The organism is Methylocystis sp. Se48 (assembly GCF_056269425.1).
The window spans coordinates 2,821,102-2,846,879 of sequence record NZ_CM149850.1 but is presented as its reverse complement, the minus strand read 5'-3'; the positions used below and the strand labels follow the sequence as shown (position 1 = coordinate 2,846,879).

28 protein-coding genes and 1 pseudogene are annotated in these 25,778 nt (G+C 65.9%); 15 read left to right on the top strand and 14 right to left on the bottom strand.

What is annotated here, in order from left to right; all coding sequences use genetic code 11:
* The first annotated feature begins 38 nt into the window (after positions 1-38).
* The 4 genes from ACV959_RS13945 (at position 39) to ACV959_RS13930 (ending at position 3,708) form a co-directional block, all read left to right on the top strand.
* Positions 39-917 carry a chorismate mutase gene (locus ACV959_RS13945; protein WP_475737179.1) on the top strand — a complete coding sequence of 293 codons (879 nt, stop codon included), beginning with the start codon at positions 39-41 and terminating at the stop codon, positions 915-917.
* A gap of 3 nt (positions 918-920) precedes the next feature.
* Complete coding sequence (gene hisC, locus ACV959_RS13940) at positions 921-2,033, top strand: histidinol-phosphate transaminase (protein WP_475737178.1); 1,113 nt, start codon at positions 921-923, stop codon at positions 2,031-2,033.
* Positions 2,026-2,937, top strand: coding sequence for a prephenate/arogenate dehydrogenase family protein (locus ACV959_RS13935; protein WP_475737177.1), 912 nt, complete (start codon positions 2,026-2,028; stop codon positions 2,935-2,937). Before hisC ends, ACV959_RS13935 begins: the two co-directional genes overlap by 8 nt.
* Positions 2,938-3,093: 156 nt before the next feature.
* Positions 3,094-3,708 carry a response regulator transcription factor gene (locus tag ACV959_RS13930; protein ID WP_475737176.1) on the top strand — a complete coding sequence of 205 codons (615 nt, stop codon included), beginning with the start codon at positions 3,094-3,096 and terminating at the stop codon, positions 3,706-3,708.
* A 66-nt stretch (positions 3,709-3,774) separates the two neighbouring features.
* Here the strand turns inward: ACV959_RS13930 and ACV959_RS13925 are convergent, their stop codons facing one another.
* The 5 genes from ACV959_RS13925 to ACV959_RS13905 all read right to left on the bottom strand — a co-directional run bounded on the left by ACV959_RS13925 (position 3,775) and on the right by ACV959_RS13905 (position 7,418).
* Complete coding sequence (locus tag ACV959_RS13925) at positions 3,775-4,098, bottom strand: polyhydroxyalkanoic acid system family protein (protein ID WP_475737175.1); 324 nt, start codon at positions 4,096-4,098, stop codon at positions 3,775-3,777.
* A gap of 130 nt (positions 4,099-4,228) precedes the next feature.
* Positions 4,229-4,906 (bottom strand): hypothetical protein, encoded by a 678-nt coding sequence (locus ACV959_RS13920; protein WP_475737174.1) that lies wholly within the window; start codon positions 4,904-4,906, stop codon positions 4,229-4,231.
* The gene (gene gspM, locus ACV959_RS13915) at positions 4,903-5,490 is read right to left on the bottom strand and encodes a type II secretion system protein GspM (protein ID WP_475737173.1); all 588 of its coding nucleotides are present in this window, start codon (positions 5,488-5,490) and stop codon (positions 4,903-4,905) included. The genes ACV959_RS13920 and gspM overlap by 4 nt, the downstream gene beginning before the upstream one ends.
* A complete protein-coding gene (locus tag ACV959_RS13910; protein WP_475737172.1) occupies positions 5,487-6,617 on the bottom strand; it encodes a PilN domain-containing protein in 1,131 nt (376 codons plus the stop codon). The genes gspM and ACV959_RS13910 overlap by 4 nt, the downstream gene beginning before the upstream one ends.
* A 111-nt stretch (positions 6,618-6,728) precedes the next feature.
* Positions 6,729-7,418 (bottom strand): DUF1190 domain-containing protein, encoded by a 690-nt coding sequence (locus ACV959_RS13905; RefSeq protein ID WP_475737171.1) that lies wholly within the window; start codon positions 7,416-7,418, stop codon positions 6,729-6,731.
* Positions 7,419-7,557: 139 nt separating this feature from the next.
* Between ACV959_RS13905 and ACV959_RS13900 the strand changes: the two genes are divergently transcribed.
* From ACV959_RS13900 to ACV959_RS13880, 5 genes are read left to right on the top strand one after another with little or no spacing between them, the layout of a single operon-like run.
* Positions 7,558-9,312: a GspE/PulE family protein gene (locus tag ACV959_RS13900; RefSeq protein WP_475737170.1), complete on the top strand. Its 1,755-nt coding sequence runs from the start codon at positions 7,558-7,560 to the stop codon at positions 9,310-9,312.
* 5 nt (positions 9,313-9,317) lie between these two features.
* The gene (locus tag ACV959_RS13895; protein WP_475737169.1) at positions 9,318-10,538 is read left to right on the top strand and encodes a type II secretion system F family protein; all 1,221 of its coding nucleotides are present in this window, start codon (positions 9,318-9,320) and stop codon (positions 10,536-10,538) included.
* Positions 10,535-10,999: a GspH/FimT family pseudopilin gene (locus ACV959_RS13890; protein ID WP_475737168.1), complete on the top strand. Its 465-nt coding sequence runs from the start codon at positions 10,535-10,537 to the stop codon at positions 10,997-10,999. The genes ACV959_RS13895 and ACV959_RS13890 overlap by 4 nt, the downstream gene beginning before the upstream one ends.
* Positions 10,984-11,400 (top strand): type II secretion system protein, encoded by a 417-nt coding sequence (locus ACV959_RS13885; protein ID WP_475737167.1) that lies wholly within the window; start codon positions 10,984-10,986, stop codon positions 11,398-11,400. The genes ACV959_RS13890 and ACV959_RS13885 overlap by 16 nt, the downstream gene beginning before the upstream one ends.
* Entirely contained in the window at positions 11,397-12,050 is a 654-nt protein-coding gene (locus ACV959_RS13880) for a prepilin-type N-terminal cleavage/methylation domain-containing protein (RefSeq protein ID WP_475737166.1), read from the top strand. The genes ACV959_RS13885 and ACV959_RS13880 overlap by 4 nt, the downstream gene beginning before the upstream one ends.
* Positions 12,051-12,059: 9 nt before the next feature.
* Here ACV959_RS13880 and ACV959_RS13875 read toward each other — a convergent pair whose 3' ends face one another.
* Positions 12,060-12,734 carry a prepilin peptidase gene (locus ACV959_RS13875; RefSeq protein WP_475737165.1) on the bottom strand — a complete coding sequence of 225 codons (675 nt, stop codon included), beginning with the start codon at positions 12,732-12,734 and terminating at the stop codon, positions 12,060-12,062.
* Positions 12,735-13,016: 282 nt separating this feature from the next.
* Between ACV959_RS13875 and gspD the strand changes: the two genes are divergently transcribed.
* Positions 13,017-15,461 carry a type II secretion system secretin GspD gene (gspD, locus tag ACV959_RS13870; RefSeq protein WP_475737164.1) on the top strand — a complete coding sequence of 815 codons (2,445 nt, stop codon included), beginning with the start codon at positions 13,017-13,019 and terminating at the stop codon, positions 15,459-15,461.
* Between the two features lie 4 nt (positions 15,462-15,465).
* Here gspD and ACV959_RS13865 read toward each other — a convergent pair whose 3' ends face one another.
* The 4 genes from ACV959_RS13865 to ACV959_RS13850 all read right to left on the bottom strand — a co-directional run bounded on the left by ACV959_RS13865 (position 15,466) and on the right by ACV959_RS13850 (position 18,406).
* Positions 15,466-16,371 carry a type II secretion system protein GspK gene (locus ACV959_RS13865; protein WP_475737163.1) on the bottom strand — a complete coding sequence of 302 codons (906 nt, stop codon included), beginning with the start codon at positions 16,369-16,371 and terminating at the stop codon, positions 15,466-15,468.
* Between the two features lie 62 nt (positions 16,372-16,433).
* Positions 16,434-16,934, bottom strand: a complete 501-nt coding sequence (gspG, locus tag ACV959_RS13860; RefSeq protein WP_475737162.1) for a type II secretion system major pseudopilin GspG — start codon at positions 16,932-16,934, stop codon at positions 16,434-16,436.
* 88 nt (positions 16,935-17,022) lie between these two features.
* Positions 17,023-17,400 carry a hypothetical protein gene (locus tag ACV959_RS13855; protein WP_475737161.1) on the bottom strand — a complete coding sequence of 126 codons (378 nt, stop codon included), beginning with the start codon at positions 17,398-17,400 and terminating at the stop codon, positions 17,023-17,025.
* Between the two features lie 148 nt (positions 17,401-17,548).
* Entirely contained in the window at positions 17,549-18,406 is an 858-nt protein-coding gene (locus ACV959_RS13850; protein ID WP_475737160.1) for a hypothetical protein, read from the bottom strand.
* A gap of 171 nt (positions 18,407-18,577) precedes the next feature.
* Between ACV959_RS13850 and ACV959_RS13845 the strand changes: the two are divergent.
* The 3 genes and pseudogenes from ACV959_RS13845 to ACV959_RS13835 all read left to right on the top strand — a co-directional run.
* Positions 18,578-18,751 (top strand): annotated as a pseudogene (locus ACV959_RS13845) (transposase); the annotation flags it as partial.
* Positions 18,752-18,777: 26 nt separating this feature from the next.
* The gene (locus ACV959_RS13840) at positions 18,778-19,341 is read left to right on the top strand and encodes an IS5 family transposase (protein ID WP_475739598.1); all 564 of its coding nucleotides are present in this window, start codon (positions 18,778-18,780) and stop codon (positions 19,339-19,341) included.
* 250 nt (positions 19,342-19,591) lie between these two features.
* Entirely contained in the window at positions 19,592-20,503 is a 912-nt protein-coding gene (locus tag ACV959_RS13835) for an outer membrane protein (protein ID WP_475737159.1), read from the top strand.
* A 129-nt stretch (positions 20,504-20,632) separates the two neighbouring features.
* On the opposite strand, the gene glnA is transcribed toward ACV959_RS13835, so the two are convergent.
* The 3 genes from glnA to sseA form a co-directional block, all read right to left on the bottom strand.
* Positions 20,633-22,042: a type I glutamate--ammonia ligase gene (gene glnA, locus ACV959_RS13830; RefSeq protein ID WP_475737158.1), complete on the bottom strand. Its 1,410-nt coding sequence runs from the start codon at positions 22,040-22,042 to the stop codon at positions 20,633-20,635.
* A gap of 101 nt (positions 22,043-22,143) precedes the next feature.
* Entirely contained in the window at positions 22,144-22,482 is a 339-nt protein-coding gene (locus tag ACV959_RS13825; protein ID WP_016921979.1) for a P-II family nitrogen regulator, read from the bottom strand.
* 188 nt (positions 22,483-22,670) lie between these two features.
* Positions 22,671-23,525: a 3-mercaptopyruvate sulfurtransferase gene (gene sseA / locus ACV959_RS13820; RefSeq protein ID WP_475737157.1), complete on the bottom strand. Its 855-nt coding sequence runs from the start codon at positions 23,523-23,525 to the stop codon at positions 22,671-22,673.
* Between the two features lie 96 nt (positions 23,526-23,621).
* Here sseA and ACV959_RS13815 point away from each other — a divergent pair, with 96 nt between their 5' ends.
* Both ACV959_RS13815 and ACV959_RS13810 read left to right on the top strand, forming a co-directional pair.
* A complete protein-coding gene (locus ACV959_RS13815) occupies positions 23,622-24,038 on the top strand; it encodes a hypothetical protein (RefSeq protein WP_475737156.1) in 417 nt (138 codons plus the stop codon).
* Entirely contained in the window at positions 24,035-24,925 is an 891-nt protein-coding gene (locus ACV959_RS13810; RefSeq protein WP_475737155.1) for a DUF3108 domain-containing protein, read from the top strand. The genes ACV959_RS13815 and ACV959_RS13810 overlap by 4 nt, the downstream gene beginning before the upstream one ends.
* Positions 24,926-24,967: 42 nt before the next feature.
* Here ACV959_RS13810 and ACV959_RS13805 read toward each other — a convergent pair whose 3' ends face one another.
* Positions 24,968-25,366 (bottom strand): DUF1190 domain-containing protein, encoded by a 399-nt coding sequence (locus tag ACV959_RS13805; protein WP_475737154.1) that lies wholly within the window; start codon positions 25,364-25,366, stop codon positions 24,968-24,970.
* Between the last annotated feature and the right edge of the window lie 412 nt (positions 25,367-25,778).

The window sequence follows — 25,778 nt, the reverse complement described above, 5'->3', positions numbered from 1 at the left end:
CCTTCACTCTCGCCGCCCGCTGGCCTAAGAGAAACGCCATGCAAGAAATCTCCGCGCTGACTCCCGCCGCCGACCAGCTTGCCGAACTTCGCGGCGAGATCGACCGCATCGATCTCGAAATGCACAAATTATTGATGGCGCGCGGCGAGATCATCGACCGCCTGATCGCGGTCAAGCGCGCGCAGGGCGGAGGATGCGCCTTTCGGCCCGACCGCGAGGCGCAGATGATGCGCGCGCTCGTCGAGCGGCATCGCGGTCTCCTGCCCGTCGACGCGGTCGAGGGCGTCTGGCGCGTGATCGTTTCGACCTTCACCTACGTCCAGGCGAATTATTCCGTGCACGCCGACGATTCTGGCGGCGACGCGCAGATGCGCGACAGCGCGCGCTTCCATTTCGGATTCACTGTGCCTTACGTGCCGCATCACGGGGCAGGGGCCGTCATCGAGGCGGTCGCCGCCTCCAGCGGCGATCTCGGCATGTTGCGCGCGGCCGGCGCGTTGGCTGACGGCGCCTGGTGGGTGCGGCTCGTGGGCGAGACGGCGCCCAAGATCATCGCGCGCCTGCCCTTCGTCGAGCGGCCGGATCACCCGGCCGGCCTGCCCGTGTTCATCGTGGCGCGGCCCGCGGCGGACGCGGCGTCGCGCGACATCATGCTTTACGCCATCGGCCTGCCGCGGTGGTCGCACGCCATTCCGGCGGTCGTCTCGGCGCTGGAGGGCGAAATTCTCGCGAGCGCCCCGCACGCCGGCGGCCTGTCCCTGTTGGTCGCCGCGCCCGGCCGGATCGAAGCCGCGCGCTTCGCGCAGGAGCTGGCCTCGGCCGGCGCGGACGGCGCGGCGGTCGAGCCGATCGGCAGCCACGCGAGCCGATATGAACTCAACGAAGCGCGCAGCGGCGTGTTTGCGCCAAGGAGCTGATCGATGACGCGCCCCGTTCCCCGCCCCGGCGTGCTGGACATCGACGCCTATGTTCCCGGCAAGAGCGCCGCGCCGGGCGCCGGCCGCGTGTTCAAGCTGTCGGCGAATGAAAATCCGCTCGGGCCTTCGCCCGCCGCCGTCGAGGCGCTTCGGGACATGGCGCATGAGATCGCGATTTATCCAGACGGCTCCTCGCGCGCGCTGCGCGAAGCCGTCGGCGCGCGCTATGGACTCGATCCGGCGCGCATCGTCATGGGCGCGGGCTCCGACAATATTCTGGAGCTGCTGGCGCTCGCCTATATTGGTCCGGGGGACGAGGGCCTCTACAGCCAATACGGCTTTCTCGAATATAGGATCGTCACGCTCGCCGCGGGCGGCGTTCCCGTCGTGGCGCCGGAGACGAATTACACGGCGAGCGTCGACGCGATGCTCGACCGCGTGACGGACAAGACGAAGATCGTCTTTCTCGCAAACCCGAATAACCCGACGGGCAGCTATCTGCCGGCCTCCGAGGTCGCGCGACTTGCGAAGAGCCTGCCGACGCAAACGCTGCTCGTGCTCGACGCGGCCTATGCGGAATATGTGACGAACGCCGATTACGAGGCGGGCGTCGCGCTCGTCGACGCACATGAGAATGTCGTGATGACGCGCACCTTCTCGAAGATATACGGCCTCGCGGGCCTGCGTCTGGGCTGGGGCTACGGCGCCGCGCATGTCATCGACGCGCTCAACCGCATCCGCTCGCCCTTCAACGTGTCGAGCGCCGCTTCGGCCGCCGGGATCGCGGCGGTGGGGGACGTTGCGCACATCGAGGCTGCGGTTGCGCACAACGCCCGATGGCTGCCTTGGCTCACCCGCGAGATTTCCGCGCTCGGTCTCGAGGTTCTGCCGAGCGTCGCGAATTTCGTCGCGATCCGCTTTCCCGACGCGCCGGGCCGCACCGCCGCCGACGCCGATCGTTTCCTCACCTCCCGCGGCCTCGTGCTGCGCGCCATCGGCGCGTATGGGATGGGCGAATTCCTGCGCCTGACCGTCGGAACGCAGGACGCCAACGAACGCGTCGTCGCCGCGCTCGCTGATTTCATGCAGGACGCGAAAGCGGCGGCGAATGGCTGAGCCGGTTTTCGGTCGCGTCGCGCTGATCGGCGCGGGCCTCATCGGCTCGTCGATCGCCCGCGCCGCCCGCGAGTTCGGAGCCGCGCGCGAGATCGCGATCCTCGACGCCTCGGCCCCGGTCATGGCGCGCGTGCGCGAACTCGGCATCGCCGATGAGGCGACCGGCGATCCGGCGCTGGCGCTCGATGGCGCCGGTCTCGTCGTCATCTGCACGCCGGTCGGCGTTTGCGGCGCCGTCGCGGAGCGGATCGCGCCGCATCTCGCGCCGGGCGCCATTTTGTCGGACGTGGGTTCGGTCAAGGGCGCCGTTGTCGCGCAGGTCGCCCCGCATGTGCCGGAAGGCGCGCATTTCATTCCGGCGCATCCCATCGCCGGAACGGAATTTTCGGGTCCGGACGCAGGCTTTGCGACGCTCTTCCAGAACCGCTGGTGCATTCTCACGCCGCCGGAAGGGGCGGACGCGGGGGCGGTGGCCAGACTCGCGGCGTTCTGGGCGCGCATCGGCGCCAGGGTCGAGACGATGAGCGCCGAACATCACGACAAGGTGCTCGCGCTCACGAGCCACCTGCCGCATCTCATCGCCTACAACATCGTCGGCACGGCGGACGATTTCGGCGAGCAGACGCGGTCCGAGGTCATCAAATTCTCCGCCTCCGGCTTTCGCGATTTCACGCGCATCGCGGCGTCCGATCCGACCATGTGGCGCGACATCTTTCTGAACAACCGGGAAGCCGTTCTCGAAATGCTCGGCCGTTTCAACGAGGACCTGAGCGCATTGCAGCGCATGATCCGCCGCGGCGACGGCCAGGGTCTCTTCGATTTCTTCACCCGCACCCGAGCCATTCGGAAATCGATCATCGAACAAGGCCAAGACACAGCTCGGCCGGACTTCGGCCGCCGATAATATTCATTTGACTTTCTAATAGCTTGGCGGAAGATGTCGCTGTTCCTGAAACTTTGCGGCAACAACGCTTTAACTTGCTGGATAATTTGAGCTTCAACTGACGCGCTCAAGTGTGCTAAATCAGTTGTCATTCACTGCATCGCTCTAGGTCGCTCAATGCCATTCGAGCCGATTGTTCACCTGATCGCCGAGGACGGCGCGGAGCCTGGGTCGCTGACGGCGATGTTGTCCAGCGAGGGCTTCGACGTCAGGAGCCACCCCGATGCGTCGGCTTTTCTGAACGAGACGGGCGAGCCCAGGACCGGCTGCGTCATCGTCGATTTGCAGCGTCCCTGCGCCATCGATACTGTTCGGCGGATCAGAGCGGGCGAAAAACCCTTGCCGACGATTGTCGTCTCCGCTTTGGCGGATGTCGGCGTCGCCGTGCGCGCCATGAAGGCCGGCGCCGCCGATTTCCTCGTGAAGCCGGTCGACAGGGGCGCTCTCGTCGCGGCCCTGCGCGGCGCGGGCGACGCCGACCGCACGATGTCGGAGCGCAACGCCAGAGCCGACGAACTGCGCAGGAAGTTCGAGACGCTGAGTTCGCGTGAAATCCAGGTTGTGGACGCCATTCTGAAAGGCGCCCAAAACAAGAAGGTCGCCGCGCTGCTCGGCATTAGTCCGCGCACCGTGGAGACGCACCGGTCGAATGCGATGACGAAACTCGGGGTGCGCACGCTCGCCGGCCTGGTCCGGATCTGGGTCGATCGCGACGGCGCGACGACGTCCTGACACGCGCGCGGCCTGCGTTCACCCTCGCCGGCGGGGTGGGGCAGACTCTAACATGGCGATGCGCGCCTAAGGTTTTTTCGCCTCGATGCGCAGGACGTCGTTGGCATTGCGCGAGATAGCTTCCTGCACTTTGCCGGAGAGGGTCGCGAGCAGCCAGGGCAATTGCACCTCGACCCTCACCATGTCGCTCAGAACGGTGAGCTGCGCCGTCGCGACCTGACCGAGCGCGGCGACGCGGATCGACGCCACGTCGCCCGCCCATTGCACTTCGGAATGGGCGACCTTGTCGACATAGTCGCGCCGCAGCTTCTCCAGACGTTCGGCGAGACGTGTTCTGGCCGTTTCGACGCCGAGATTGTGCGGAACCGTGACGGTGATCCTACTGGACATTGCGTTCCTCCGCTGGCGACCTCTGACCTAGGGGCTAATCCTGCGCAAGGATACCATGAGGTTGCACAAGTGCGCCGCGCAAGGCGCGATAGCCGCGGCCTTTCTCCACTGCGGCCGGACGGGGGCGGCGCTAGGGAGGCCCGGCGCCGCCCGGCGGAGGCGGGGCGTTGTCGGCCGGCAGCGACGCGCCAGGCGGCGGCCCCCCAGGAGGCGGCGGGGCCGAGCCGACCGGCTGCGCCGGGGCGGGCGGCTGATCCGGCTGGGGCTGCTCGAAGAGTTTCACCTTCGCCGCCCGTTCTCCGCTCGTCAGAACGAGTTCGGTGGGCGCGATCGAACTGATCGTCCAGGAGTCGACCATGTCCCCGACCTTCTTCCAGTCGCCCTCGGGCGAGTCGGGGGAGACGATGAAGGCCTGGGTGACGCCCTTGTTGCGGACGATCGCGCCGACGGTGAGGCCCGACGGCGGGCCGGCGTCGACTTTATCGGCGTCCGTCGCGTGCGACGCGGTCTTCACGGTCGGCTTCCGATTTTTGGCGAAGATCGGGCGCGACAACGCCTGCTCATAGGCGCTGTCCGGCTTCGGCGGGTCGAGTTCGACGATGTTCAGCGTGGGCGCTTTCCAGTCCGGAACTCCTGTTTCGGGGCCCTCTCCCTGCGGGGCGATCAGCGCATAGGCGGCGAAGAGGCCGGCGATCGCCGTCGCTGTCGCCAGCGCGCCCAGAATCATCGCCATGAGCGGCGACAAACGGGCCTGCGCCGCAAAGGCGGAGAGCTGGAGCCGGGTCTTCAGATCGTCGAGGAGCCTCATTGGCGGCCCTTTTTCGGCGCCCCGCCAAAAACGTCGAACTGCGCTTCGAGTTCCTGATCGCCCTCGGCCTGAACGCCCCAAAGCATCGACTGGCCGCGCAGCGTCGCGGCTGTGATGATGAGCAGCGGCGGTTCTCCCTCGAGCGCGCGCGCCAGCGACAGCAGGTCGTTGTAACTGCCGGCGACATCGATGCGCGCCCCGACGAGGGTCACGCCATGAAAGACTTTCTCGGGAAGGATCTGGATCGAGCGGACGGTGACCTTGGACTGTTCGGCGAGCGCTTTCAGCCGCGCCTGAATGTTGGCGTTGACAATGCCTTCCCCGTCGCCGTCGAAAAGCTCGCCGCGCGCGTTGATGTCGGCGACCTGTCGCGCATATTCGGTGATCTGCTCTTCATGCGCGGCGACCGCCTGATACCGCGCGAGAGTCTGCCGGCGCTCGGCGATCGCCGCCGCCCCATCGGCGACGACCGCGCGGATCGGCTCCACGACGACGAGGAAAAACAGCAACGCAAAGATCAGGTGGACGCCGATGAAAATCGCGCGCCGGCCCATGGGGTGATGTCGGATTTCGTCCCAGGTCATTTTTTCGCCGCCGGTTCCTCGATCTTCGCCTGCAGGGAGAATCCCTCGCGTTTCTCCCTCGGGTCCGGCGTGATCGCCGCCGATAGCCCAGCGTTGGCGAAAAGCGGCGATTTCTCGAAAAGCGCAGGCAGGCCCACAGCGGAGTCGGCGAATCCGACGATTTCGATCACGCGTTCATTCGCCTTCGGCTCCGAGAGGCGCAGATCGGTGACGAAGGCGCCGTCGGGCAGAATTTTCGCCGTCTCTTCCCAGATGTCGGCGAAGAGCGGGCCGGTCCGCCGCGCGTTGCGCAAGACCGACAGCAGCCGGCTCTCCGCCGCCGCGCGATCGGCGATCTGCCGCACCTTCGCGGCGCGGGCGGACATCTCCTGTATCTTGGCGTCGAGCTCCTCGCTGACCGCCGACTGGCGCCAGAGCGTCGCGCCGACGCCGATCGTCGCGAGAACGGCGGTCGCGACGCACAGGCCGATCGCGACATTGCGGAAGAGATGAGAGGTCTCGCTCTTCTCCGAGAGCGCGATGACCGGGGCGGGTCCCGCCGCGGCGCTCAGCCCGCAGGGGCGCACGAAGGCGAGATCGTCCTCCGACAGGGCGGAATTCTCGATGGCGCGCGCAATGAGGTCGCGGCGCAGGATCCACAGGCTGACGGTCAATTTGTCGGGCGCGGAGGCGTGCTTCGCGACTGTGTGGCCGTAGACGATGTCCGAGAGGCGGAAAGGGGTCTTGCGTTCGACGTCCGCGATGAGAAGCCGGCCCAGATTTGATGCGGCGACGCTCGGAATGTCGAACCGGCGGACAAAAAACGCCGAGCCGTCGATTTCGAGCCCGATCTTTGCCGTCTTGCGCGCAACGCCATGGTTCGCCAGAGCTTCTTCGAGCGACGATGACGCGATTTCGTCCGCCGACAGCGCCCAGGCCGGCGCCCCGCGGTTGTCGACGAGCCACAAGTCGCGCTCGCCGGCGCGCAGGATCAGCTCACGGTCGCCGCGGTCGGTGAGCCACGCGGCGGTCTGCGGCGGGATCACCGCGAAGAACTCCTTGCGGTACCACGCGAAAAAGCGCTCGGCCGCCGTCTTGAGCGATCCGCCGAGCACATCCCGCGTCCAAAACTCGCTGGAGAAGGACAAGAGACCTCGATGAGAAGGTTTAGCGATGTCGGCGCGATAATGCGCGACTGCGACCGCCTAAAGGCGAAGACAGACTAGCCCCGCGCCCCGGCGCTGGCAATGACGGCTCGGCTACTCGACGAAAGGCGCGCTCTTGAGCCGCGCGCGCCGCTCCGCCGGGGATTCCCGAGCAGCCTCGCTGCTGGCGGCGTCGTCGAGAGCGCCGAGCGCGAAGGGCGCGAAAGTCGCCCGGACGTCGATGGGCGCGCTCTTGGGGAAGGGCTGGAAACGATCCGCCGGGAGGATTGCGCTCTGGCCTGCCATCGCCGTCGTTTCCTCCCGCGGCGACGGGCGCGCCGCGTAACGCTCGGACACCGGGAATTTGGGAAACATATTTGCGGACGTCTCCACCGCGAGGGTCGGGGCCGCCTCGACTCCCCGGCCGGTCAGAATCATCTCGACGCCGAGCGCCAGGGGGATATAGGCGACGGCCTGGGTCTCGGCGTAGGCCATCGCCTCGCCGTCCTGCGGATCGAGGCGGCGGATCTCGCAAAGCTGAAACCGCGCCCGGCACTCCCCGCTGGAGGCGAAGCGCGGCGCGCGATCCTGAAGCTCCGCCGAAGCGTTCAGGAAGGCGGCGACGCATTCCTGGCGCGTGAAGGCGCCGGATGCGGCGCATGCCTCGCGGGTTGCGAAGAAATAGATCTTGCCCGGCGTCGCCGCGGCGGCGTCCCCGGCCAAACCGAGGAATTGCAGGGCGATCGTCAGGGCGAGGCCGCTCGCGCGGGCGGTGGCGGCGGCGGAGACTTGTGCGTTCGACATCGAGGCGCTCGACTCCCGCTCGGGACAATCATTCTATTTGCCTTGAAATATGTCATTCCAGAGTCCAAGTCGCCTTTCATGGTAAGTTAATCCCGCGCGCCCCTGTCCGGCCGGCGCGGCGCAGAGCGAAAGGCGGAATATGGAGGCCCCGGCCCATTACCTTGAACCGGCCGCGCACGCAGGCGCGCCCCGGCGCGTCGACGCCCACAGCGCGGCCTTCGCCGAGGCCTTCGGCGCCTTCCTGCTCGGCGAGAAAGCGATCGACGAGCTTGCGCTCCAGCGTTCGCAGCGCGCCGCCCGTCAAAGCGGCGAGCGTTTCGATCACGTGCTGACCAAGCTCGGCCTCGTCTCGGAGGCCGATCTCTGCGCGCATCTCGGCAAATTCCTGAGGATTCCCCAACTTGAATCGAACGAGACGCCGCTGGAGGCGCCGCTGCGCGACGTCGTTCCGGAAAAATTCATCCGCGCCAACGGCCTCTTGCCCCTGCGCGCGGAGGACGGACGCCTGCTTCTCGCGGTCACCGATCCGCTCGACCTCGAACCGGTGGAGGCGCTCGCCTATTCCACGGGCCTCGAGATCGAACTGCGGCTCGCGACGCCGGCGCAGTTCGAAAAGTTGTGGTCGTCGCTCTATGGCGCCAAGCAAGACGGGATTTCGCTCGTCGACAACGACATTCGCGCGAGCGAGGCAAGCGAATTCGATCTGCAACGCCTGCGCGACATCGCCAACGAGGCGCCGGTGGTGCGCCGCGTGAATCAGATCGTCGCCGACGCGATCGAGGCGCGCGCGTCGGACATTCACATCGAGCCCTCGCTCGAAGCGGTGCAGGTGCGCTACCGCATCGACGGCGCGCTGCGCACGGCGGAAACCCTGCCGCCTGGCCTGAAGGCGGCGATCGCCTCGCGCATCAAGATCATGGCGAAGCTCGACATCGCCGAGCGCCGGCTGCCGCAGGACGGCCGCATCAAGCTCGCGATCCGCGGCGTTGACATCGATTTCCGCGTGTCGACCCTGCCGACGGCGCATGGCGAAAGCATCGTGCTGCGCATTCTCGACCGCAGCCAGATCGCGCTCGACTTCGATCGTCTGGGTTTCGAGCCGGACACGACTGCGCAACTGCGCAAGGTGATGAAAAATCCGAATGGCATCGTGCTCGTCACCGGCCCGACCGGCAGCGGCAAGACGACGACGCTCTATACCGCGCTCAAGGAGCTGACGACGCCCGACGTAAAAGTGTTCACGGTCGAGGACCCCATCGAATATCAGCTTCCCGGCGTCAATCAGGTGCAGGTGCAGCCCGCGATCGGCCTCGACTTCCCCAATACGCTGCGCGCCATTTTGCGTCAGGATCCCGACGTCATCATGATCGGCGAAATTCGCGACGCGGAGACGGCGAAGATCGCCATTCAGGCGTCGCTGACGGGCCATCTCGTCTTCTCGACGCTGCACACGAACAGCGCCGCCGCGTCGATCACCCGTCTCATTGACATGGGCGTCGAAAGCTATCTCATCGCCTCTACGGTGAAGGCGGTGCTCGCCCAGCGCCTCGTGCGCCGCCTGTGCCCGCATTGTGCGGGGCCGCTCGAGACGCGCGAGCAGGTGCGCGCGCAATTTTCCGCCGAATCCTTCGCGCAGGGGCCGGACCGGCTATCCTCTCCGAGAGGCTGCCCCCAGTGCCGCAATCTCGGTTATTCGGGGCGCTCGACGATCGCCGAGCTGCTCATCATGAACGAGCGCATGCAGCGGCTCGTCTGCGAGAACGCGCCCGACGCGACGCTCGAGGCCGCCGCGCGCGAGAACGGAATGACGACCATGTATCACTGCGGCATGGGCAAGGCCTGGCGCGGCGAGACGTCGATCGAGGAAGTCGCGCGCGTCACGCGAATGGATTGAGGACGATGCCGACATTCAAATATCGCGCCTACAGCGGCGCCGGCGACCTGCTGGAAGGCGAAATCGAGGCGCGCGACAGCGGCGAGGCGGAAGAGGCGCTGTTCCGCCGCGGCCTCACGCCGTTTGAAACGCGCGCGGCGGGCGCCGCTTCGAGCGGTCTGTTCAAACAGCTTTCCTTCGGCAAGCGCGGCCCCAACGCCGCGCAGATCGCTTCCTTCACGCGCGAATTCGCGACGCTCGAACAAGCGAATGTGCCGCTTGATCAGAGTCTGCGCATCCTTGCAGCGCAAAGCGCGAGTCCCGCGCTTCAGTCGATCGCGCAGGAGCTGCTGGCGCATATCGTCGACGGCTCCTCCCTCTCCGACGCCATGTCGCGGCGGCCGGACGTCTTCAGTCCGGAATACGTCAATGTCGTGCGCGAAGGCGAAACCGTCGGCAAGGTCGGTCCCGCGATGAACGATCTCGCCGACATGCTGGAGCGGCAGCTCGAATTGCGCGCGCGCATCCAGAGCGCGCTCATCTATCCCGCGTTGCTCATCACGCTAGCGATCATTTCGACGGGCGTCGTGCTCGGCACGCTCGTGCCCAGCATCGCGCCGATATTCGCCGACAACGGCAAGGCCATGCCCTCGGGCCTCCAGTTCATTCTCGACGTCGAGGCGAATTCGGGAACCATTGGCGTCGTCGTCGGCGCCCTCGTCGCTGGCCTGTTTCTCGTGCGGCGGATGGCGCAGACGCGGCCGACGTGGAAAATCGCCATCGCGCGTTTTTACCTGCGGCTGCCGGTGGTCGGGCCGCTGCTCGCGCAATTCGCCACTGCGCGCTTCGCGCGCACGCTCGGCGCGATGCTGAAAGCGGGCGTGCCGCTCTTGCAGGGGCTGGAGAGCGCGCGCGCGGCCGTCGTCAACGCCTTCTTCAATCACGAACTTGAAGCCGTGATCGAATCCGTTCGCGGCGGCTCGCATCTGAGCGGCGCGCTCGGCGCCGTGCCCTTTATCCCGCCGGTCGCGCCGCAAATGATTTCGATCGGAGAGGAGACGGGCCAGCTCGACGATATGCTGCTGCGCATCGCCTCCATGTTCGAGCGGCAGACGCAGCGCTCGATCGAGCGGGCCATGGGCCTGCTCACGCCCGTGCTGACCATCGCCATCGCCGGCGTCGTCGGCGGACTCATCATGACGGTGATGGACGCCGTGCTCGGCATCAACGATCTCGCGGGGAAATGATGCGGCGTTTTCCGCGCCGGCTGCGACGCCGGGCCGGCTTCACCATGCTCGAGTCGCTCGTCGTGCTCGCGCTCGTCGCCATGGTCGTCGGCATGTCGGGCCAGTTGCTGCGGCCGCCGTCCGGCAAGCTGCGGGTCGAGAGCGCGACGCGCGCGCTCTGCGCGACATTGCGCGCCACGCGCTCCCGCGCCATCGCCACCAATTCCGAGCAGTCCGTCGTCATCGACCTCGACCGCAAGAGCTTCTCCTCGCCCGTAGGCGCCGACGGCGCGCTGCCGGCCGACGCGCTGATTTCGATGGACATCGCGAGCACGCAACGCCTGTCCGATCGCAGGGGAGCCATCGCCTTTTTTCCCGACGGCACATCGACGGGCGGCGACCTGACGCTGGCGGTTCCCGAGGCGCGCGCCGCGATCGGCGTCAACTGGCTGACAGGCGAGGCCAAATGTCGGTTGGGCTGACGTCGAAACGCGGCTTTTCCCTGATCGAGGCGCTCGCGGCCTTCGCTATTCTCACCATGGCGCTCGCGCAGTTGCTCAACGGCGTGAGCGGAGGGGCGCGCAACGAAGCGCGGGCGGATTTTCTGCTGCGCGCCACGCGGCAGGGCGCCTCGCATCTCGACTCGCTGGGCGTCGACGGTCCCATTCCCTTCGGCGAGACGAGCGGACGCTATCCCGATGGACTCTATTGGAAGCTTTCCGTCTCGGCGGGAAAGAGCGTCACGGGCCCCAACAATATCCCCATCGCCATGAGCTATCACGCGCGGCTCGAAGTCCTCCGGCCCACCGGCTACGGCGAACGGTTCATTCTCTCCACCGTCAAGATCAAGGCGATCGACCAGCAACAGCAGCAGGGACAATGAAGCGACGCGCGCCCGACGGCTTTACCCTGCTCGAAATGCTGCTGGCGATCAGCCTGATTTCGCTGATCACGGGGTCAATCATGGGCGGCGTCACCCTCGGCCGGCGGGCGTGGGAGACGACCCGTGCGAGCGAGGCGCTCGACGAGGTGGAAAGCGCCGTGCGCGGCGTGTCGGGGCTCGTCGCGCGCGGCTACCTGTTTTCGCTCGACCAGCAGAATTTCACGCCGCAGAACGCTCTCGAGGGTCAGCAACAACAGCAGCGGCTGGTCTTTCAGGGCGCGCCGGACGCCTGCCGTTTCGTCTCCTTAAGCGAGGGCGGCGCGCAATGGGGCGGCCTGATCCTCACGGAAATCGGCGCCGACCCCGGGACCGACGGGACGGCGGCGCTCGCCGTTTGGACGCGCGTGTTTCGCCCCAAGGAAGGCTTCGCGCCGACGCGCGCGGAAATGAAAAGGACGGTGGTTCTGGAAGGCCTCGCATCCATCGAGCTGTCGTTTTTCGGCGTGCAGGAGCAGGGCAAGCCCGCTGTCTGGAGCCCGATCTGGAAGAACGCGACGGCGCTTCCCTCGCTCGTGTCGATCCGGATCGGGGCGAACCGTCTGGGGCGCGTGATCGAGGCGCAGGCGACGGTGGCGATCCGGCAGCAGTAAGACGCGGCGTCAGCCGAACTCCAGCGGGCCGATCGACCAGACCAGCCAAAGGCCGAGCGCGAGATGCGGCCCGAAAGGGATCGGCTCGCGCGCGTGGGAGAGGGCGCCCTGACGCATCGCCAGCGCGGCGGAGAGGAGCGCGGACAGCACGGCGTAGAGCAGGCAGCCTGGCAGCCCCGAGAGGCCGATCCACAGCCCGGCGACGCCATAGAGCTTAGCGTCTCCCTCGCCGACGCCGGCCGCGCCGCGCAGCGTTTCATAGGCGAAGGCGACCGCGCGCAGCGCGGCGAAGGCGATCGCGCCCGCCGCGAGACGGGAGGCGGCCTCCTGCGGCGCCGTCAAGACGACGGTTGCGAGCCCCGTCGCCGCCAGAAAGGCGATTGGACCGTCGGGGATGACGAAATAACGGGCGTCGAAGACCGCGATGAGGCAAAGACCCGCGAAGAGGGCGAGGCTCGGGACGAGAACGGGTCCAGCGTCCGCGCCCTGGAGCAGAAGCCGCGCAAGGGCGAAGATCGCGGCCCAGGCGGCAGGGGCGAGCGCGCGGCCGTCTCCGCGGCCGGCGAGGATGTCCCGCGCGAGCGGCGCGAGCGCCCGCCGCCGCCGCGCGCAGGCCGCCAAGGGGCGCGCCGCCCGAAGGATCATCGCGAGGCCGCCATCCGTTCCTCCCTCGGTCCGCACCATGTCGCATTATTCCGCACAACCCGGGAAGCGCACAGCTTTTTCGAGCGCGCTTCCGCCCTCATGTCGCCCTGTTTCCGGGCTCCTATTAACCATGCTTACGCATGTTTGGCCGTCGGCGCTCGCCCAATCGCCGCCGCTTTCTTGCTTAACGAAGTGAATCAAACTACTCCAAAGGCAGGATATTCGAGCGCATAGTCATTACGTGGCGAAGCCTCCTTGATCGTGTTAAATCCGGCGTGAGCTTTCTTCTGGGCCACGACTGAACCTATAGGTTGAGCCGACTTGCGTCGTATCCTTCGAGAGTTTGCGCTGACCGCCGCCGTCGCCGGCCTCGCGGCATGCGAATCCTCGACGCTTTCGAGCGGCCCGCCGATCGCCGAATGGAACATAGAGCCGATGAGCCGGCCGTCGCGCGGCGACGGGAGCGGAGGCCGCTCCGACGGCGTCTCGCTGTCGCGCGCCGCTCCTGGCAAGACGCTTGTCGCGACCGGAACCGGCAAGCTGATCGGCTCGGGCCGCGCGCGTTCCTCCTCGACTGCGCCCGCGGGCGAGGATGGCGTCACGCTCAATCTCGTCAATCTTCCGATCTCGCAAGCCGCCAAGATCGTCATCGGCGACATCCTCGGGGCCGATTTCGTCGTCGATCCAAAACTCGACGGCAAGGTGACCGTGCACACGGCGAACCCCGTGCGCAAGTCCGCGGCGCTCGATCTGTTTCAATCCGCCCTTCGCGTATCGGGCGCCTCCGTGGTGAAGTCCGGCGGCATCTACAAGATCGTGCCGTCGGATCAGGCGGCGACCTCCGGGGAGATGATCTCGGCCGACCCCGTATCGCCCGAGTCCAGCCCGCTTGGGGAAGGCGCGCGGGTCGTGCAATTGCGCTATGTCTCCGCCTCCGAGATGAAGCGCGTGCTGGAGCCGATCGCGGCGCGCGGAACGATCGTGCGCGCGGACGACGGGCGCAACACGCTGACGCTGAGCGGCACGCCGCAGGATCTCGCGACGCTCCAGGACGCGATCAACATGTTCGACATCGACACGATGCGCGGCATGTCCTTCGCGCTCGTGCCGGTGCGCAGCGGCGACGCCGACATGCTCGCCGACGATCTGAAGAACATTTTCGGCTCCGACAAGGAAGGACCGATGAGCGGCATGGTCCGCTTCATTGGCAACAAGCGCCTGTCGTCGATCCTCGTCATCACCTCGCAGCCGCAATATCTCACTCGCGCGCGGGCCTGGATCCAGAAACTCGACGCGCGCGCCGAGCATAGCGAGAAACAGTTCTTCACCTACCGGGTGCAGAACCGGCCGGCCCAGGAACTGATGATCGTGCTCGGCTCGATCTTCGGCGCCAAGGGCGGAGCCGCCGACTCTGGCGTTTCGCCGCGGTTCGGTCAGTCGTCGATGTCGTCGAGCGGCGGCCTGATGAGCGGCGGCGGGGCGTCGAGCCCGCTCGGCGCGCTCTCGGCGTCTGGCCCGACGGGCGGCGGCGGTCTCGGCGGCGGGGGCATGGGCGGCGGCGGCATGAGCGGCGGCATGGGAAGCGGCCTCAGCGGCGGCGCGGGCGGGGGCCTCGGCGGCGGCATGGGCGGGGGCATGGGCGGCGGGAGCGGCGGCCCGCTCGGTTCCGGCACGCCAAGTTCGCCCAGCGGCTTCAGCGTTCCGGGCGGCCAGCAGCAGGGGCAGGGCGCGGGACCGACGCCCGCCGTGAGCATGGACAACGACCGCTACCGGATCGGCGTCGATCCTGCCAAGAATGCGCTCGTCGTCATGGCGACGCCCGACGATTATCGCCGCCTGCGCCAGGTCATCGAAGGGCTGGACGTTCTTCCGAACCAGGTGTTCCTGGAGGCGACGATCGCGGAGGTGAAGCTCAACGACACGCTGCGCTTCGGCGTGCGCTGGTTCATGCAGAACCATTCCAACCTGTTCGGCTTCAGCGCGCTGCCGGGACAGACGCCCGCGCCCAACAATCTGCTCGGCGCGAACCTCCTCGGCGCTAGCGTCGGCGCGGCGTTCCCCGGCTTCGCCTACGCCTTCCGGTCGCTGAACCAGCAGGTGACGCTGAGCGCGCTGAACCAGGTCTCGGAAGTGAACGTCATTTCGACGCCGTCGCTGACCGTGCTCGACAACCGCGAGGCCATGCTCCAGGTCGGCGACCAGATCCCGGTGCAGACGCTGACAAGCGTCTCGGCGATCGGCAACACCTTCAACTCGGTCAATTACACCAATACCGGCGTCATTCTGAAAATCACGCCGCATATCAGCGAGAGCGGCCGCGTAATGCTCGAGCTCGAACAGGAAGTCTCCAACGTCGACCCCAACACGCCGCCCGGCAGCACGACGCCGACGATCCAGCAGCGCCGCGTGAAGACGCAGGTCGTCGTCAACGACAGCGAGTCGCTCATGCTCGGCGGCCTCGTGAAGGATCAACGCGGCCTAGGCGCCAATCAGATCCCCGTCGCCGGCGACGTGCCGGTGTTCGGCAATCTCTTCAAGGAAAAGGGCGACCAGATCGAGAAGACGGAGCTCGTGATCATGATCACGCCGCATGTCGTGCGCTCGCTCAGCGAAGGCCGGGAGATCACCGAGGAATACAAGCGCAAGCTGCTCGACATTTCGACGCGCGCCGTCGGCCGGCCGCACGACATCGAGCAGTCCACGCGGCGCACGGTGTTCGATCCCTGGTCCAAGAGCCCCTGGCGCGCGGATCGCGAAACCCGTTGACGCCTCAGCAGTCGGCGACGCCGGCGCCGTTGGAGGCGATCATCGCGCGCAAATCGTCGACATAGCGCGACTGTCCACGCCGGATTTCCTTCACTTTGAACGGCTGGTCGCCGGCGCCCTGGAAGTCGATGATGACATCCTTCGACGCCATTTGTCCGGTCGCGAGCAGCGCTTCGACATGGATCAGGAAGGCGCCGCGCTCGCCCATCTGCCGCAGGGTCGCGGGAAAGCGCGGATCGTTGCGGTTGATCCGATTGGGGAAGGGGGCGGCGGTCAGCGCCCGCACTTCCTCGATCGGAAATTGGGCGAGCGCCGCGAAGAGCCCCGGCGGGGTCGAGCGCGCGTCCACGGTCGGGCTGCGCGAATGCACCGTGACGAAGGGAAGAAGCGCGCGGAACAGCGCGGGGTCGACCCCGCTCACCTGATCGAGTTCGAGAACGGTCTCGAACGGCGCCTGTTTCGGCTGGAACGGCTTGTCGGAGACAGGCGCCATGGCGATTTGCCCCATTTCGGCGGGAGGGGAGCGATAGGCGACGATTGCTTTCGTGACCGTCTCCGCGACGCGCGGATCGGCGCCGAGGCCAACGAGCATTTGCTGAATCAGCTCCGGCGGCGCCGCGTTAAGGTCGACCTTGCCGCCTTCCTCCTCGACGCCGAAGGCGACCGCCGCGCCGTCGAAGACGCAGAAGCGGGGCGCGCCGTCATAGACGGCCGCGTTCTCCGGCCGCGCCGCCGAGGCGTCGCGTTCAGCGAGAAGCGTCATGGTCACGAGGCTGACGACGCCATCGGCCTTGAAGGCCGCTTCCGTCGCGCTGGCGATGTTGTGCGCCGTTTGGAGCCGCAGACGCCCCGTCGTCATGAAGGAGACGACGAGAAGGGAAATGATCCCGGTTCCCCAGATGACGGCCAATAAAGCAAAACCGGCGCGCCGCTTCGAGCGTCGCGCCGGCCTCGCGTCGCTCCGCCTCGCGATCACTTCTGCTGCGGGCTGCGGGTCAGCGACGCCGATCCGCCCTCGCGGCCCTCCGGCCCGAGCGAGCCGACGTCATAAGGGGCGTTCTGGCCGGGCGAGCGATAGAGATAGGCGTGGCCCCAAGGGTCTTTCGGAACGGAGGAGGTCTTGAGGTAAGGGCCGTTCCAGGAGGTGACCCCCGCCGGCCGCACGACCAGCGCGTTGAGGCCCTCTTCGGTGGAGGGATAGCGCCCGGCGTCGAGATAGAAGAGGTCGAGCGCGCTCGCCAGATTTTCCATCTGGATTTGCGCCGTCTTTACCTTCGACTCGGACAGGTAGTTCAGGACGCGCGGTCCGACGAGACCGACGATGGAGCCGATGATCGCGAGCACGACGAGCATTTCGACGAGCGTGAAGCCCGCGCGCTTGCGCAACGCGCGCGCAAGGCGTTTGCGGCGTCCGCCGGGAGTCGGGGTCGCGTCGAGAAGGTCACGGGCGTTTCGAGCAGTGTCCTGGCGCATCCTAATTCCCTGTTTTGCCGCCTCTTCAGGCGGAATGCCCTGATGAAAAACAAGTTTACGCGACGGTTTTTCCGGCCGCAACCGGCGCTCACAATTCGACGTAGATGTCGCAGCCGTAGATCGACGTCGGATTGCCGACGGGATCCTCGATCTGATTCCAGCATTTCCCGACGCCGGAGATCATCCGGTAAATGAACACGCCCTCCGCCTCGACGACGCGTTTCTCCGGAGCCTTCCGCCGGCCGAGGTAATTGAAGTAGGCGACGGCGATTTCGTCGCCGCAGCGATACATCGTGCCCCGATCGAGCAGGAAGACCTTGGCGCGGTCCTTCGCGTGGCTGACGCAATGGGAATAATGCATCAGCGCCTCGGGATTCACGCTAATGTCGGCGCGCGCCGGCGGCCCGGCCGCCGCGAGCGCAGCGCTCAGCAGCATGTGGGACAAGACACGTTCGACCTGCGCCATCGACAACTCCCGGAGATCGCGGCGACGCGCCCCTCCCGCATGTGTGTACGGCTGTTTTTCTGGCGACGCAAATGGGGCGATAGAATGAAAAAAAGGGCCGGGACGCCCGAAAGGCGGCCCGGCCCGACTTCGTGTCGTCTGGCGATCCTTACGGCGTCACGGGCGGCAGGGCGTTCGCAACCGCCTGCGCCGCCGCATTGCTCACGCCGAGGCAAGAAGCATGGCCCCAGCCGCTGGCGCTCCCGCCGCCGGAAATGTCGAAGACGATGTTGTCGGGGCGGTTCGGCGGCGCGCCGACGCCGCCGACCGTTTTCAGATGGTCGAGGCCGAGATTCTTGCGCAGGCGCCAGCCGATGAGATGGTCCGCGCAGGAGGTGTCGCCGGAAACGCCCACGCCGCCGACCTTGTTGCCGCCGGCCGTATAGAGGCCGAGGCCGCCGCCGAACACGTTGACGCCGCCGATCACCTGGCCGATCATCGGGTCGGAGGCCGTGCCGTAAAGTCCCGTGTCGATCGGGCCGCTAAAGACGCCGCCGGCGCTGATTCTGTCGCCATAAGCGCCGGCCGCGGCGACGGGATTGCTGTGCTGCAGGCCATAGAGGCTGCCGCCCGGCTGCACAGCCGAGTAGAGATTTGCGGTCGAAAGCGCGAGCTTGCCCGTGGCGAGGCCCGTGCCCGAACCCGAATTCGGCGTCGGGCCGAGGCTCAGCGTCGCGGCCGTGAACGCCTTCTGCGCGGAGATGACGCGGCTCGCGAGCCACTGGCCCTGGATCGCGTCGCCGCTGGAATTGGCGACGAGGCAGACGCGGCCGTCCGGCGCGACAACCGTCGCCCACATGTTGAGGCCGAGCGCGAGGCCGCCGCCATTGCCCGTTTGCTGAATGGCGAGCTTGAGCGCGTTCTGAAGCTGGGTGAGGGTAACAGCCGGGCAGGCGGCGTTGGCGGCGTGCGCGCCCGTCGAGAACAGGCAGGCGGCGGCGCCTGCGAATAACATTTTGCGGATCATTGCCCCTCCTCAAGGAGTATTGCGCCCCAACTGGTCAAACGGCAAAGCTGAAATTAATTGTCGAGGCGGCGAGGATGTCTATCAAAGAAATTTTGCGTCTGCAACTAGGCTCAGGACCTATTAAATTTGATTGAGTTGTGATTCACAAGGGGTTCCGATTCGGAGGCCTTGATGATGAGCGATCTGTTTTTACTGAGCCAGCGCCAGATGGCGCGGATTTCGCCATTCTTTCCTCTGGCGCATGGGGTTCCGCGCGTCGACGACCGGCGCGTCGTCAGCGGCATTGTCTACGTGATCAAGCACGGCCTGCAGTGGAAGGACGCGCCCAAAGGCTACGGGCCGCACAAGACGCTTTATAACCGCTTCATCCGCTGGAGCCGGCTCGGCGTCTTCGATCGCATCTTCGCCGCGCTTGCCGGCGAAAGCCCAAGCCCCGAACGCATCATGATCGACTCGACGCATCTGAAAGCGCATCGCACGGCGGCAAGCCTGTTAAAAAAGGGGTTCTTTCCCGCTGTATCGGGCGCACGAAGGGCGGGCTGAACTCCAAACTCCATGTCGTCTGCGACGGCGCCGGCAAACCACTCGTCATGATGCTGACTGAAGGCCAGATGAGCGATCACAAAGGCGCCCGGCTGATGTGCGACGCCCTACCGAAGGCCAAAACGCTGATCGCCGACAAGGGCTATGACAGCGACGCCTTCCGCGACGCGCTCAAAGCGCGCGGAACCGAACCCTGCATTCCGCCACGGCGCAATCGCAAAACGCCGCTCGACTACGACAAGGCGCTCTATCGTCAGCGCCACAAAGTCGAGAACCTGTTCGCCAAACTCAAGGACTGGCGGCGCATCGCAACCCGCTACGACCGTTGCGCCCACACCTTCTTCTCCGCGATCTGCATCGCAGCAGCCGTCACTTTCTTCCTCAATCAATGAGTCCTGAGCCTAGATATTCATTATTTACAGAGCTTAGACTTTATTTGTCGATGAAGTGTTGTTTCCGGGCAACGCCCAAGCCAGGCGTTTCGTTGTAATTTTGTCACATGATGGATTTTTCTAAGGCATAGACATAGTTGTCTATTTTCCGGATGGGCGTTTCATGGCAAAAATGCAGCCGGTTCGGCGAGCGTCCTTCCAAGTCTTAGCCGTTTTAAAGTATTTAACAAATGCCAGAAGGAGTTTCCAAATGCACGTCAGGAAGTGCGCTGCATCGGTTGCTATATTTGTCAGTACAACCGCATCGAGCTTCGCCGCCGATCTTCCGTCGATGAAGGCGCCGCCGGCTTATGTTCCGCCGCCGGTGTTTTCCTGGACGGGCGTCTATGCGGGCGTGAATGCGGGCGGAACCTGGGGCGAAAGCCATGTCGCGCGCTTCGGCGCCGCCGGACTGGTCGACGATCCGTTGTGGTTCCCGGCCGCTCCTTTCGCCGCCAGCGCGACGGGCGCCGTTTCGACCAATACGGGCGGCGGCTTCATCGGCGGCGGACAGATCGGCTATAATTTTCAGTTCGGATCTTCGTTCCTCGTCGGCGTCGAGGCCGATATTCAGGGCGTCGCGGGCGGCGGCGGTCAGGCGCAGGCCTTCGGCGCGGTCTTCAATCCGTTCACGGGCAGCGCCGCCGCCACGGCGACGCGGATCAACAGCCGCCTGGATTACGTTGGCACGGCGCGCGGCCGCCTCGGCTGGCTGTTCACGCCGACGCTGCTGCTGTACGGAACGGGCGGCTTCGCTTACGGCGGGACGTCGCTGACGATTTCGCAGGTCTCCTACGACGACTTCGGCTTCTTCGGAACCGGCTTCGGCGCGGGATCGACCAGCACGACCTCGACAGGCTGGACGGCCGGCGGCGGTCTGGAATGGATGTTCATGCCCAATTGGAGCGCCAAGGCGGAATATCTCTATTACGATATCGGCACGATCTCCGCGAATGTCGGGCCAGTGTCAGGTCTCAACTTCACCGTCTTCGCCGTCCCGGGCTCGGTCGGCTATGCGAATGTGACGAACGGCTCCAGCCGCGTGACCGGCCACATCGTCCGCGCGGGCGTGAACTACCACTTCAATTGGGGCGGCTCCGCGCCGATCCTCGCGAAATACTGACGCGTTCGGTTCTCGCCCGACGCCGCGTCGAAGCCCGGCCGCATGGCCGGGCTTTTTTGTTCGCCGCGCGAGGCGGCAAAAGAGAAGGGCGGCCGCGCGGGCCGCCCTCCGTCTTTTCGATCCGTCGGATCAATACGAATAATAGAGATCGAACTCGACCGGATGAGGCGTCATCTCGTAACGCATCAGCTCCGAATATTTGAGGTCGATCCACGACTGGATGAAGTCCTCGGTGAACACGCCGCCGTCCAGCAGATAAGCGTGATCGGCCTTCAACGAGTCGAGCGCCTCGCGCAGCGAGCCGCAGACCGTCGGGATCGCCTTCAGCTCTTCGGGCGGGAGGTCGTAGAGATCCTTGTCCGCCGGCGCGCCCGGATCGATCTTGTTCTTGATGCCGTCGAGGCCGGCCATCAGCATGGCGGCGAAGGCCAGATAGGGGTTCGCCGTCGGATCGGGGAAGCGGACCTCGATGCGCTTCGCCTTCGGGCTGTTCACGAAGGGGATGCGGCAGGAGGCCGAGCGGTTGCGCGACGAATAGGCGAGCAGCACCGGCGCCTCATAGCCCGGAACCAGGCGCTTGTAGGAGTTGGTCGAGGGGTTGGTGAAGGCGTTCAGCGACTTGGCGTGCTTGATGATGCCGCCGATGTACCACAGGCATTCCTGCGAGAGGCCGGCGTATTTGTCGCCCGCGAAGACCGGCTTGCCCTCGTTCCAGATCGACTGGTGAACATGCATGCCCGAGCCGTTGTCGCCGAAGACCGGCTTGGGCATGAAGGTCGCCGTCTTGCCGTAGGAATGCGCGACCTGATGGATGCAGTATTTGTAGGCCTGCAGATGGTCGGCGACGCGAACCAGCGTGTCGAACTTGAGGCCGAGCTCGTGCTGGGCTGAAGCGACCTCGTGGTGATGTTTCTCGGTCTTGACGCCCATGGCCGCCATGGCGGAGAGCATCTCCGAGCGCATGTCCTGGGCCGAGTCGACCGGCGGAACAGGGAAATAGCCGCCCTTGGTGCGCACGCGGTGGCCGAGGTTGCCGCCTTCATAGGCGGTGTCCGAGTTCGACGGCAGCTCGGACGAGTCGAGCTGGAAACCGGTGTTGTAGGGGTCGGCCGAGAAGCGCACGTCGTCGAAGACGAAGAATTCGGCCTCGGGGCCGAAATAGGCGACGTCGCCGATGCCGAGGGTCTTGATGTGGGCCATCGCCTTCTTGGCGATCGAGCGGGGGTCGCGGGGATAGGGCTGGCCGGTGGTGGGCTCCACGACGTCGCAGACGATGACCATCGTCGCGGCGGCGAAGAATGGATCCATCGTGACGGTCTCGAGGTCCGGAATCAGCGTCATGTCGGACTCGTTGATTGCCTTCCAGCCGGCGATCGAGGAGCCGTCGAAAGCGATGCCTTCCGTAAGCGCATCCTCGTCGACGATGGCGACGTCGAAAGTGACGTGCTGCCACTTGCCGCGCGGATCGGTGAATCGGAAGTCGACGAATTTAACGTCGTTGTCCTTGATCTGCTTGATTACGTCCTTGGCCGTTGTCATATCGGTCTTTGCCTTTGCTTGGTCATTGGTTGTGTGCGTTGGCGGCGCTGCGGAGCGGCGAAACAGTCTTTCGAGAAAGCTCATGGGCGGGGCTCGAATGGCTAAATCGCGTCCGCGCCGGTTTCCCCCGTGCGGATTCGGATCGCGCCTTCGATGTTGGAAACAAAAATCTTGCCATCGCCGATCCGGCCCGTCTGGGCGGCCGTGCGGATCGCCTCGACCGCACGATCCACGGCCTCGTCCGCGAGAACGATCTCGATCTTCACTTTCGGCAGGAAATCAACGACATACTCGGCGCCCCGATAGAGTTCGGTGTGCCCTTTCTGGCGGCCGAAGCCCTTCGCCTCGGTGACGGTGATGCCCTGCAGCCCCGCCGCCTGCAGCGCTTCCTTCACTTCATCGAGTTTGAAGGGCTTGATGATCGCCTCGACCTTTTTCATCGCATTTTCCCCGCGCTGCGCCTCGGCCCGCCGACGCCTTGCCTCGCGAAGCGCCGGCGAGCTTCTACCATCTGAGCGATTTTGGCGCCATGGCCATTGTTTTGGCGCCGGATCCCGGCCTAACGCCCGCAAACAGCGCCATATGCAAATTTTTTGTGCAGCGATTGCCTAAGGGCTGAGCGTCCCCGTCAGTCGACGACGACGGGCAGATCGGCGCGTCCGCCCCATTCCGACCAGGAACCGTCATAAACTGGCGCGGCTCCGCGGCCTGCGGCGGCGAAGGCGAGGCTCAGGATGCAGGCTGTCATGCCGGACCCGCAACTCGCGATCGTCGGCTTGCCGGGGTCGACCCCCGCCGCCGCGAAGGCGGCCTCGATCCCCGCCCTGTCCTTCATGCGTCCGTCCTGAACGACGGACGGGAAGGGCAGGTTGCGCGCGCCTGGCATGTGGCCCGAGCGCAGACCGGGCCGGGGCTCCGGCGCGCGGCCCTGGAAGCGCTCGGCGGAGCGCGCGTCGATCACCTGAACCGCGCCGCTCTCCAGCGCCGCCTTCACCCGCGCCGCGCCGGCGACGAGTTCGGGGTCGAAACGGGGCGTGAAGTCGCGGGCCGCGCGCGCAGGCTCGGCTGTCTCGAGCGGGCGGCCCTCGGCCTTCCACGCCGGCAAGCCGCCGGAGAGAATGGAGACCTTTTCGACGCCGAAGACGGTGAGCGTCCACCACAGGCGGGGCGCCGAGAAAAGACCCACGCTGTCGTACACGACGGCATGCATTCCGTCGCCGAAGCCGAGCCGGCGCATCTCCGCGGCGAAGACCTCGGAGGAGGGCAGCATATGCGGCAGATCGGTCGAATGGTCGGCGACCCCGTCGATGTCGAAAAATACGGCGCCGGGGATGTGCCCGGCGAGATATTCGGCGCGCGGATCGCGGTTCGCCGCCGGCATGTGCCAGGACGCGTCGAAGGCGAGAACGTCCGGCGAGGCGAGATTCTCCGCGAGCCACTGAGTGGAGACGAAAAGGGTCGAGGGGTCGATTTTACGCGGCATGGCCTGACTCGTGATACGGTCGCCGCTGCTTGCATCCGGCGCGGCGGCGGTCACAATACGCCGATTCGATTCTCACTGTCTCGCGGCTCCGACCTCATGCTCGACATCCCCGGCAAAGCCTGCGGCCCCTGCCACTTCTGCTGCAAGGTGCTTGAAATCGAGGAGACGACGAAAAAGGCCGGAACGCTGTGCGCGCATTGCGCCGGCGCCGGCGGTTGCGGGATTTACCAGACCCGGCCGCAGGTCTGTCGCGACTATCACTGCCAATGGAAGGAAGATCGCGGCCTTCCCGCCACCATGCGTCCGGATCGCGTCGGAACGCTGCTCATGGACGATCCCGACAGCGACGAGTACCATGCGGTCTGCGACCCGGAAAAGCCGTTTTCATGGCGTAACCCGCTCGTCTTCAGACACCTTGTCGCCGAAGCGAAAGCCGGCCGGATGGTCGTCGCCAAGGCGGGGCTGCGCGCCTGGCGCATCTACGCCGACGGACACTGGCAGGAATCCGCGTGACCGACGCTTCCTCGACGCGCGGCGTTCTGCAGAATCGAGAAACGGGGAAGATGAACCCGATCTTTGACAGACCGCATTGGACGAACCGGGCCGCGCGGCTCCTTCTCGCGCTGTCCTGTCTCGCCGCCGGAGAGGTCCGGGCGGAGACCTTGCGGGCGCATTACTCCCTGAGCCTCATGGGGCTGTCGATCGGCAGCGCCTTTGCGTCCGGCGTGGTGGAGCCGCAGAATTATCGCGTCGACATTTCGATGAAAACGACAGGCCTCGCCAATCTCGTCAATACGACGAGGGGCGCGGCCACGGCGAGCGGCGGCCTCACGCCCGTCGGGCCGTCGCCGACGGCTTACGCCAACACCACGACGAACGCCGACGAGACGCGCACCGTCCGCATGTCGCTTGCGAGCAACGCGGTGCGCGCCGTGGAAGTGAAGCCCGAGCCCTGGGACGCCGATGCGCGCGTCCCGGTGACCGAAGGCAACAAGAAGCGGATCGTCGATCCCGTCAGCGCGCTGATCATGAGCGTGCCGCCGGGGCAGGATCTCACCGGGCCTGCGGCGTGCAACCGCACCATTTCGGTTTTCGACGGCGTCACGCGCTTCGACGTGGCGCTCGCCTACGCGGGCGCGCATACGGCTCAGACGAAAGGCTACGAAGGTCCCGTCGCCGTCTGCTCGGCGCGCTACACGCCGATCGCGGGACATCGTCCGGACAGCAAGTCGACCCGCTACATGGCGGAAAATCGCGACATCAACGTCTGGCTCGCGCCGCTGCCGGATGCGCATGTCGTCGTTCCCATCCACATCGACATTCGCACCGGCGCCGGACAACTCGTCGTCGACGCGTCGGAATTCCAGATCGCCTCGAGACATGCGGCGTCCGGGCGCTAGCGGGCTCGTCGCCCGCAGAAAGCCATGCGCGCGACAAGCCGGCTAATCGATCCGCACTTCCTTCGTTTTCTTTCGGTTTCGGCGATCGGCCTCATATTCAAGATAACGCACTTCCGTCGGCTCGCCGTCCTTGCGCAGGCAGAAGGACGGCCGCGGCGAGAACCCGCCCGCCGGATTTTCGAAGCAATCGGTGAAACGAAGCTCGCACTGGAACATGGTCTCGGTCTTGGGAGCCGCGCGCGCGGCGACGGCGCGCGCCTTTTCCACCGCGGCCTTGCAGACGCTCGCGTCGACGCCCCAGGCTTGGCAATCGCTCAGCGTGGCCATGTATTTTCCGTCTCCGGCGCAGGCCGGAACCGTTCGTTTCCAGAAGAAAATCGCGGAGCCGGCGGCGGCCAGCGCAACGATGGCGATGACTGTTTTCAATGGGAAGTTGGCCATGACCGCTCGCTTCGTTGAATGACGCGGACAATAGGCGCGGCGGTCGCAGCCGGGCAAGCCCCATCTCCGCCAGAGCCCGTCGTCAACGCGACATCTCGTCGCCGCCTAGGGGAGGCCTTTCGCTTGACAAGGGTCAGCGACTACAATAACTCGTACTCTGCATATCGGAAACCGCAGACGTAAAGCTGCGGAGCAATATGGCTCACCGGAGCGGACAGGGCCGAACTGACGAGGCAGACGTGCGCCCTCCCTTTCGAGGTTCGCGTGACACGCGATGGGAACATGTCGGCGGATGCGATCCAAAAACGAAACGTGACTGAATTCCGTCTCTGTCGACGGACCTCATGGCAGCTTGTCGGCTAAACGGTTAACCGACAGTAAAAGTGTGATAGAAGGAGGAGACTATGGGCGC